Annotated in this window: 6 protein-coding genes; 2 read left to right on the top strand and 4 right to left on the bottom strand. The window is 72.2% G+C overall.

The annotated features are described in order from the left end of the window. Positions 1-16: 16 nt before the first annotated feature. The 3 genes from GWI24_RS34115 to GWI24_RS34125 all read right to left on the bottom strand — a co-directional run bounded on the left by GWI24_RS34115 (position 17) and on the right by GWI24_RS34125 (position 3,669). Positions 17-1,459 (bottom strand): MFS transporter, encoded by a 1,443-nt coding sequence (locus GWI24_RS34115; protein WP_210949925.1) that lies wholly within the window; start codon positions 1,457-1,459, stop codon positions 17-19. Positions 1,460-1,492: 33 nt separating this feature from the next. Further along, on the bottom strand, positions 1,493-1,954 hold the full coding sequence (locus tag GWI24_RS34120) for a MarR family winged helix-turn-helix transcriptional regulator (protein WP_044573694.1): 462 nt from the start codon (positions 1,952-1,954) through the stop codon (positions 1,493-1,495). 248 nt (positions 1,955-2,202) lie between these two features. Further along, entirely contained in the window at positions 2,203-3,669 is a 1,467-nt protein-coding gene (locus GWI24_RS34125) for an NCS2 family permease (RefSeq protein WP_210949926.1), read from the bottom strand. A gap of 169 nt (positions 3,670-3,838) precedes the next feature. Between GWI24_RS34125 and GWI24_RS34130 the strand changes: the two genes are divergently transcribed. Both GWI24_RS34130 and GWI24_RS34135 read left to right on the top strand, forming a co-directional pair. Next, a complete protein-coding gene (locus GWI24_RS34130) occupies positions 3,839-4,120 on the top strand; it encodes a DUF2530 domain-containing protein (protein ID WP_210949927.1) in 282 nt (93 codons plus the stop codon). 400 nt (positions 4,121-4,520) lie between these two features. Further along, a complete protein-coding gene (locus GWI24_RS34135; protein ID WP_210949928.1) occupies positions 4,521-5,339 on the top strand; it encodes an SAM-dependent methyltransferase in 819 nt (272 codons plus the stop codon). A gap of 61 nt (positions 5,340-5,400) precedes the next feature. On the opposite strand, the gene GWI24_RS34140 is transcribed toward GWI24_RS34135, so the two are convergent. Continuing rightward, on the bottom strand, positions 5,401-8,976 hold the full coding sequence (locus tag GWI24_RS34140) for a sacsin N-terminal ATP-binding-like domain-containing protein (RefSeq protein WP_247617254.1): 3,576 nt from the start codon (positions 8,974-8,976) through the stop codon (positions 5,401-5,403). Between the last annotated feature and the right edge of the window lie 294 nt (positions 8,977-9,270).

Raw genomic sequence — 9,270 nt, forward strand, 5'->3', positions numbered from 1 at the left:
AGCCCGGTCGGTGGGTTCAGGCCGTGGCGGCCAGCGACTTCTCCTCCGTCTCCGGCGTGCGGGGCACGAAGATCACATGCGGGTGGCCCCGGCGCAGATCCAGCTTCAGCCGCAGCCCGCCGGCCCGGACCAGGATCAGCCCCACCGCAGCCGCGGCGGCCGCCGAGATCAGGCCGCCCGCGGCGAAGCCGATGCGCGCGCCGCAGGTGTCGGTCAGCCAGCCCACCAGCGGGCCGCCGATCGGCGTACCGCCGACGAAGACCATCATGAACAGGCTCATCACCCGGCCCCGCATCGCGGGATCCGTCGCGAGCTGGACGCTGGAGTTCGCGGTCACGTTGAACGTCAGGCTGAAGATCCCGATCGGCACCATGAGCGCCGCGAAGAGCCAGAAGTACGGAGTGGCCGCCGCGACCATCTCCAGCACGCCGAACATCAGCGCCGCCCCGACCAGCAGCCGCCGCCGGGCCACCACCCGCCGGGCGGCGAGCAGCGCGCCCGTCACCGAGCCGATCGCGATCAGGGTGTTGAGCAGGCCGTACGTACCCGGCCCGGCGTGGAAGACATCGTCGGTGAAGGCGCTCAGCCAGATCGGGAAGTTGAAGCCGAAGGTGCCGATGAAGCCGACGAGCACGATCGGCCAGATCAGATCGGGGTTCCCGGCCACATAGCGCAGCCCCTCCCGAAGCTGCCCCTTGCCGCGCGGCGCCCGCTCGACCTTGTACAGCTCGCTGGTGCGCATCAGCAGCAGCCCGATGATCGGGGCGCCGAAGGAGACTCCGTTGATCAGGAAGGCCCAGCCGCTGCCCACGGCGGTGATCAGCACACCGGCGACCGCCGGGCCGATCAGCCGGGCGGACTGGAAGTTCGCGGAGTTGAGGCTGACCGCGTTCCGCAGGTCCTTGGGGCCGACCATCTCGTTGACGAAGACCTGGCGGGTCGGGTTGTCGACGACGGTGACCATGCCGAGCAGGAACGCGATGAGATAGACGTGCCAGACCTGCACATGGCCGCTGAGGGTGAGGGTGGCGAGGGCGAGCCCGCACAGCCCCAGCGCGGTCTGGGTGAAGAGCAGCAGCCGGCGCCGGGGACATCGGTCCGCGATGACCCCGCCGTAGAGGCCGAAGAGCAGCATGGGCAGGAACTGCAGCGCGGTGGTGATGCCGACCGCGGTGGAGGAGCCGGTGAGACTCAGGACCAGCCAGTCCTGGGCGATCCGCGACATCCAGGTGCCGGTGTTGGAGATCATGGCACCGGTCGCGAACAGACGGTAGTTGCGGATCCTCAGCGAACGGAAGGTCCCGCCCCGGGCGCGTCCCGCGGTGACGGCGGGCGCGGGATCGGATACGGAGATTCCCGGGGTTCCGGGGGGTCCCGGGTTTCCGGGGGGTCCCGGGTTTCCGGGGTTTGCGGGGTTCTTCGGTGCGGGTGCGGAGTCTGCTCCGGGTCCCGTACTCAAGTGCGTTCGCCTCCTGGCTGCCTAGGGTCGTTCTTACATATGCGCGAGCTTCTCCAGTACGGGCGCGGCGGCGCGCAGCACGTCCCACTCGTCCTCGGTCAGCTCCCCGACCAGCTCGGCCAGCCAGGCGTTGCGCTTGCGCCGGCTCTCTTCGAGCATGGCCTCTGCCCGCTCGGTCGGCGAGACGACTTTCTGCCGCCGGTCCTCCGGATGCGGCTCGAGCCTGACCAGCCCCTTGGCCTCCAGCAGCGCCACGATGCGGGTCATCGACGGCGGCTGGACGTGCTCCTTGCGGGCCAGCTCGCCGGGGGTGGCGGAGCCGCACTGGGCCAGCGTGCCCAGAACCGCCATCTCGGTCGGGCTGAGCGATTCGTCCACCCGCTGGTGCTTGAGCCGCCGCGAGAGACGCATCACTCCGGACCGCAGGGCACTTACGGCGGCCGCGTCATCGGGGGGCGCCTCCGCCTGGTGCTGGGGGCGGGACAGATCCGGCATGGTCTTTAGCATAACTCATTACCTCGCCTAATGAAAACCCTGGTTTCGCCCTTATTTCTATTTCACCCGAACGAGTGAGTTGACTCCGGGTAGTGACGGACGGCGGCACGCATGAGCGCCCAGGACCACGGGTGGGTCCGGGGCGCTCAGGGCGGAACGCTCATGCGCCAGGGCGCGGGACGACGACTTGATTCAGGCGACTTGATCCAGGCGACTTGGTTCAGGCGACTTGATCCAAGCGACTTGGTTCAGGAGACGCCGAGTGCCTGTTCGATCGGGTTGAGCAGGAAGTACACCAGGAAGCACAGCCCCACCGCGCCCAGCAGCCACGGGATCTCCCGGGTCCGCCGGGTGGCGATGCGCAGCAGCAGGAACGAGAGGACGCCCAGCCCGATCCCGTTGGTGATGCTGTACGTGAACGGCATCGAGATCATGGTCAGGAAGGCCGGGATCGCGATCGTGAAATCGCTCCAGTCGATCTCCTTGACGTTCGCCGCCATGATCAGGAAGCCGACGACCACCAGCGCGGGGGTCGCGGCCTGCGAGGGCACCACCTTGGCCAGCGGGGTGAAGACCAGCGCGAGCAGGAAGAGCCCGCCGGTCACCACGTTCGCGAGTCCGGTGCGCGCCCCTTCCCCGACGCCCGCCGTGGACTCCACGAAGCAGGTGTTGGCCGAGGCCGAGCCGAAGCCGCCGCCCGCCACCGCGACGCCGTCCATCATCAGGATCCGGCCCATGCCCGGCAGCTGGCCGCGCTCATCGGTCAGCCCGGCCTCCTCGCCGACGCCGATGATCGTGCCCATCGCGTCGAAGAAGCCGGACAGCAGCACGGTGAAGACGAAGAGACAGCCGGTGAGCAGGCCGACCTCATGGAAGCCGCCGAAGAGGCTGACATCTCCGACGAGGCCGAAGTCCGGGGTGTCGACCACCTTCTCCGGCACCGAGGGGATGGTCAGCCCCCACTGGGTGTCCGGGATCCGGGCCAGGGAGTTGATCACGATCGCGACCACGGTCATGGTCACGATGCCGATCAGGATCGCGCCGCGCGTCTTGCGGACGATCAAGATGAAGGTGAGCGCGAGACCGGCCACGAAGACCAGCACCGGCCAGCCCTGGAGCCGCCCGGCCACGCCCAGGCCCAGGGGGACGGTGGTGTGCGCGGAGTCGGGGTTACGGCTGACGAAGCCGGAGTCGACCAGGCCGATCAGGGCGATGAAGAGCCCGATGCCGATCGCGATCGCCCGCCGCAGCCCGGACGGGATCGCGTCCATCACCCGCTGCCGCAGCCCCGAGGCGACGAGGATCATCAGCACCAGACCCGCGAGCACCACCATGCCCATCGCGTCCGGCCAGCTCATCTTGGGCGCGAGCTGGAGCGAGACCACGGCGTTGATGCCGAGGCCCGCGGCGAGCGCGATGGGGACGTTGCCGATGATCCCCATGAGCAGCGTGGTCAGGCCCGCGATCAGGGCGGTGGCGGTGACCAGCTGGCCGTTGTTGAGCTGATGGCCGAACTTGTCCGTACCGGCCCCGAGGATGATCGGGTTCAGTACGACGATGTAGGCCATCGCAAAGAACGTGGCCAGTCCGCCCCGGATCTCCCGGGAGATCGAGGAACCACGCTCGCTGATCTTGAAAAACTTGTCGATGCCGTTCATAGGGGGAATCGGAGCCTGTTCGCTGGCGTCGACCGGCGTGGGGGCCGAGAGGGACATGGGTGACCTCAGTCTTGCGTGAACATCAACAGCGGGTCTCTTGGACGATCCAACAAGACATTCCAGCCAGACCCGAAAGCATTCAGTATGAAACTATTAAGCCCGATCGCCAAACCGGTCCCGGCACGGCCCCGGCCGGGCCCATGACCGGCCCCCTTAAGCTGTGGCCATGACGAAGTGGACCCCCAAGCACGAGGCGCCGGAGCCCCTCGAGGGCAATATCGTGGCCACGATCACCGGCGGCACGATCGTGTGGTTCGTCCTCTTCCTCGCCCAGCTGCCCTTCTACGGCTGGTTCCATGAGCACGGACATCTGTGGTGGCTGTGGACCTGCCTGGCCGGCGGCGGGCTCGGGCTGCTCGGCATCTGGTACGTACGGGCCCGGGAGGCGGCGATCCGCCGCGGCTCGCGGAACGGCGACGCGCGGACGGCCGACGCGCAGCACGGCTGACACGCAGCACGGACGACGCGCAGCACGGACGACGCGCAGCACGGACGACGCGCAGCACGGACGACGCGCAGCACGGACGACGCGCAGCACGGCTGACCGCGCGGAACGGCCGACACACCCCCGCGGCGGCGCGGCGCCGGACCGTCCGCCGTTCCCGGCAGCGGCCCGGCGCCCTGGCCTGGTGCTCGGGCGCGCTCCCCTCCTCGTGACGCACCCGCTCACCCGTCTGTGGTGCGCACAGAAAGATGAGGGCCCCGCCGCGGGGACGCGCGGGCGGAGCCGGATGGGTCAACTGTACGATCTTCACGGGCCGTTCACAATATTGCGGAAGCCTCACCGCGGGCACTTTGTTCGAGAACTACCGTCTTGTGGTCGCCAACTCACCAGTAATGTGAGGGATATGACCGGTAACCGCTTTCGTGCCGATGAGATCGACACCAGCAAGCCGCACTCGGCCCGCATGTACGACTACTTCCTGGGCGGCAAGACCCACTACGCGGTCGACACCCACGCCGCCGCACAGGTCGAGGCCGTTTGGCCCGACGTCAAGCCGTGGACCCGTGCCAACCGGTCATTCATGCACCGCGCGACCCGCTGGCTCGCGGGCGAGGCGGGCATACGGCAGTTCCTGGACATCGGCACCGGCATTCCCACCGAGCCCAACCTCCACCAGGTCGCCCAGAAGACCGCCCCGGACTCCCGGGTCGTCTACGCGGACAACGACCCGATAGTGCTGGCCTACGCGCAGGCCCTGTTGCTCTCCACGCCCGAGGGCCGCACCGCCTACATCCACGCGGACGTCAGCGATCCGGAGGCGATCCTGGCCGCCGAGGATCTGAACGACACCCTCGATCTGTCCCAGCCGGTCGCCCTGTCGCTCAATGCGATCATGCACTTCATCGCGGACGAGCAGAAGCCGTACGAGATCGTGCGCCAACTGGTCGAACCCTTGGCCTCGGGCAGCTATCTCGTGCTCTCGCACGGTGCGCTCGACCCACGCCCCGGGGTCTCGGACGCGGTCACCAACCTCTACCGCAGCAGCGGCATCCATGTGCAGGGACGCACCCAGGAAGAGATCCTTCCGTTCTTCGACGGGCTGGAGCTGGTCGATCCGGGCGTGGTGATGCCGCACCGCTGGAAGCCCGAGAACGAGCAGGCCAGGGCCGAGGCGGAGGCCAAGGAGCTGTGGATCTTCGCGGGCGTGGCACGCAAGCCCTGACCGGGGAACGGGCCTTGCCCCAGGGCAAGGCCCGCGCGCACACCCCGTACGCGCGCGCCCGTCAGTCGAACCAGCGGGCCCGCGCCAGCTCCTCCGTACGGGTCAGATCCTCCAGCAGGGCCGCCACTTCGAACCGGCGCGCCCAGTGGCCGGCGGCCCAGGACAGACCTGCCGCGACGCCCTCGACCGTCGAGGCGTGCAGGGTGCCGTCCACATACCGCCAGTCCAGCTCGATCTCGCCCGAGCCCTCGCCCGAGCCCTCGCCGTCACCCGAGCCCGCGCCCTCGCCCTCGCCCGAGCCCTCGATCAGCAGTTCCTCGTGCTCGATGTACGACAGCGGGGCGCCCGGGAGGAGTTCGCGGACCGCCTCGGGCACCTCGTGCGGATCGCCCTGTGAGGTCACCCGCGCCGGGTACGCCTCGCTCAGCCGCCGCACCTGGAACAGCTCGGCCAGCTCCGCCGCCCGCGTGGGCCGTACGGGCAGCAGCGCCCGGCCGTCCGCCTCGGCCAGCGGCATCAGGTCAGGGGCGTCCGCGACCAGCGCCTCGCCCGCCTCGACCACCGTCGGCTCGCCGTCCACGATGGCGCGCAGCTCGTCCGGCAGGGTCACCTGCTCGGGGTCCAGGTCGGCCAACTGCCCGTAGATGGCGTGCAGCTGGGCGGGTGTCACCTCGCGGTCCGGGTCGGCGAGGCGGGCCAGCAGCTCGGCAGCGCCGCCCGGCTCGTCCAGCAGCGAGGCGACGGAGGTCCGTACGCCCAGCGCCCGCAGCACCTGCTCGTCCTCGAACCCGGCCGCGTCCACCGCCTCGTACAGCCCGGCCAGCAGCGGATCGCCCCCGGCCGCGCGCAGCCCGGCGGGGCGGCGGCCGTCCAGCACCGGATGGCCGCGCAGCCACCACGCGGTGTACGAGCGCACGATCTCCGTCGTGCCGTCCGGCAGCAGCACCCGCACCGGCGCGGTCAGCGCGTCGCGCAGCGGCGGCTGGGCGAGCATGGCGAGCGCCCGCGGCCAGGCGTCGTCGTCGACCAGGTCCAGGTCCCGTACGGCCACGATCTCGGTGGCCACCGGCGGCACCGACGTCTCCGGCAGCCGGTCCAGCACGTCCTCGCACCACACGTCGACGGCGTCCAGCACACCGACGTCGTCCGGTTCGGTGAAGTCGCCCTCGCGGGGCTCCAGTTCATCCGGATCCAGCACCACATCGGTGGCCCTGACCAGCGTGAAGCCCGCCAGCACCCCGACCGCGGCGAGCGGCTGCTCACCCCAGCGCTCGGCCAGCTCGGCGTCGCACGCGGCCAGTTCGCCCTCCCGCATCACCTGCTCGAAGGGGCTGCCGGGGAGGACCAGCTCACCGGCGGGGGCCAGCTCACCGTCCTCGTCCGGGAGCGCGAGCGCGGCCAGCCACGGCTCGTCGCCGGGCGCCAGCCGGGCCTGCTGGACCAGGCCGAGGACGGTGTCGGCCAGCGTGTCGGCGTCCAGCGCCGCGCCCAGGCCGCCCTCGCCCTCCTCCGCGAACGGGTCGTACTCGTCCTCCGCCTCCAGCGAATGAGCGACGGCGGTCCGTACCTGCGGGGTCGTCAGCACGGCGCGGGGCGTGGCAGGGGTCGCGCCCAGCTTCTCCAGCAGCGGATGGGCGGCGTCCGGATGTGCAACTTTCAGGCCGAGGCGGGCGAGGGTGCGATGCGTATCGCTGACCGCGGCGGCGCGCTCGGGGGTCCGCGCGGGCGCGGCGGGCCCGACGGTTCCGGCGGACTCGACCGGTCCGGCGGACTCGGCGATTCCGGCGGTCTCGGCGATTCCGGCGGACTCGGCGGTGACGGCGGACTCGGCGGTTCCGATGCTGTCCAGGCCGTGCAGGCTGTCCAGGTCGCCATCGGCCTCGCCCGGCAGCGGCAGCAGCACCTGCCGGGGCCCGATCGTCGTCCGGCCGTCCGCCAGCGGCACCGGCAGCCCGCTGAGCCGGTCCGGGTCGATACCGCCCAGCGAGTCGTACAGCCGCCGCCACCAGGCCGGGGCGCGCTCCACGCCCGCGAGCCGGTCGATGAGCTCGCCCAGCGGCACCCGGGCCACGCCCAGCACCCGCAACTCCGAGCGGCGCTCGAGACCGGCGGGCAGCAGCGTCGGGAACAGCTCAGCCAGCACCTCCACCGTCTCCGCGCCCGCGCCCTCGACGATCTCGGCGTCCCGGGGCCGCAGCGCGTACGGCTCGCCCTCGGCGCCGCCGCGCGCCAGCACGTCGTCGTCCCAGTCGGCCGGGGCGGGCGCGGGCGGGGCGGCAGCCGGCTCCTCAGCGGCGGGGCCGCCCTGGGCGGCGTCCGGGCCGAGCGCCTCCGGCGAGCCGAGCCAGCCCGCCACGGCCTCGGCGACGGCCGCGTCCTCCGTGCCCACGCCCACCGCCGGTGCGGCGGCACTGGGCAGGAAGGGCACCCTCGGCAGCCGTTCCAGCACCCGCTGGCGCAGCTCCCCGTCCAGCTCGCCCCGGCCCAGCTGACCCGGGACCAGGTCGATCGAACCGACCGAGACCGGATGCCAGTCGCGCAGCAGCGTCGCGTACGCCTCGGCCGCGCGGTCCAGCAGGAACTCCGTGAGCGGCCCGGGGGCGGTGTGGCGGCGGGTGGGCTCCAGCGGGAAGGACGCGATCAGCAGCGCGGGCATGCCCAGCGGCTCATCGGTCGGCGTCGGGGCGTGGACCACCGGGGCGGTCGCGGGCCGCGTCGGCGCGCCCTCCGCGTCCACCGGAACTGCCCAGGTCACCGACCACACCGGGCGCAGCCGCTCCTCCACCGGGCGGTCGGCGAGCAGCTCCGGCTCCAGCCGCCCCCCGACGCTCTCGGTGCGCCAGCGCGTCGTACCGCGGGCGCCGCTGTCCTCGACGACGGTGTACGGGCCGTCCTGGCGGCGGCGCAGCGTCCGGGTGCCCTCGACGGTCTCGACCACGACCTCGGCCAGGCCGGGGAGGGTCAGCAGCAGCGCGTCGTCGATCCCGGCCAGCAGCCGCTCGGCCACGTCCCAAGCGGCGCCGTCACGCAGCGGCAGCACCACGACGGTGTCATAGCCCTCCGGGGCGCTCCCCTCGGCGGGCAGCGGCAGTCGCAGCAGCGGTACGTGGCCCTCGCGGCGGCGCAGCTCCTGGGCGAGGCCGGGGCCGGCGGCGGTGGCGCGCTGGGTCAGCTCCCGCGCCTCGGCCAGCGACCAGCGCACCCCGCCGGTGCGGCCCACGACCGCGGGCTCGTCGCTCACCGCGAGCACCGCCGCGAAGCCGACGCCGAACCGCCCGACCGCGCTCTCCGGCTCGTCCCGCTTGGCCGACGCCCGCAGGGTGGACAGCGACTCGACGCCCGCCGCGTCCAGCGGCGCCCCGGTGTTGGCGACGGCCAGCACGGCGGGCTCGCCGTCGGTGGCAGGCCGCAGGGTCAGCCGCAGCCGCCCGGGCACCCCGGCGCGGGCGGCGGCGTCCGCCGCGTTCTGGGCCATCTCGACGACCAGCCGGTCGCGGTGGCCGCCCAGCGCCAGGTCCTCCTCGGCGTTGGCGTCCTCCCGGAACCGGGCGGGCGACGCGGCCCAGGCGTCCAGCACGCCGCGCCGCAGCCGCGCGGTCCCGAACGGGTCCGCGTCCTCGGTCGCGCCTCGCACCATCGCCGTGCTGCTCACGTCTCGCCTCCGGAAGTTCCTGGTCGGGGTCCGTCCTGCGCCGCGGCGCCACACCGCCGAGTCCCCCGCGGTGCGGATCGTCCCACCGCGCTCGCCGTTCCCAAGCGTGCCGCCCTTGCTAGCCGCGAACGTACCGCTATCCGCCCCCGAACGACGCCTCGGGCCCCACACAACCGGATTCTCCCCCTCACCTTGGGCCCCTCGGGCCCCTGGCCCACCAGGCCCCTGCCTCGGGCACACAGGCGGAGGCACCGGCGGGGCCCCGCTGTGGCGGGCGTC

Origin of the sequence: Streptomyces sp. MK37H (assembly GCF_018035285.1) — a bacterium.
GTDB classification, from domain to species: domain Bacteria; phylum Actinomycetota; class Actinomycetes; order Streptomycetales; family Streptomycetaceae; genus Streptomyces; species Streptomyces endocoffeicus.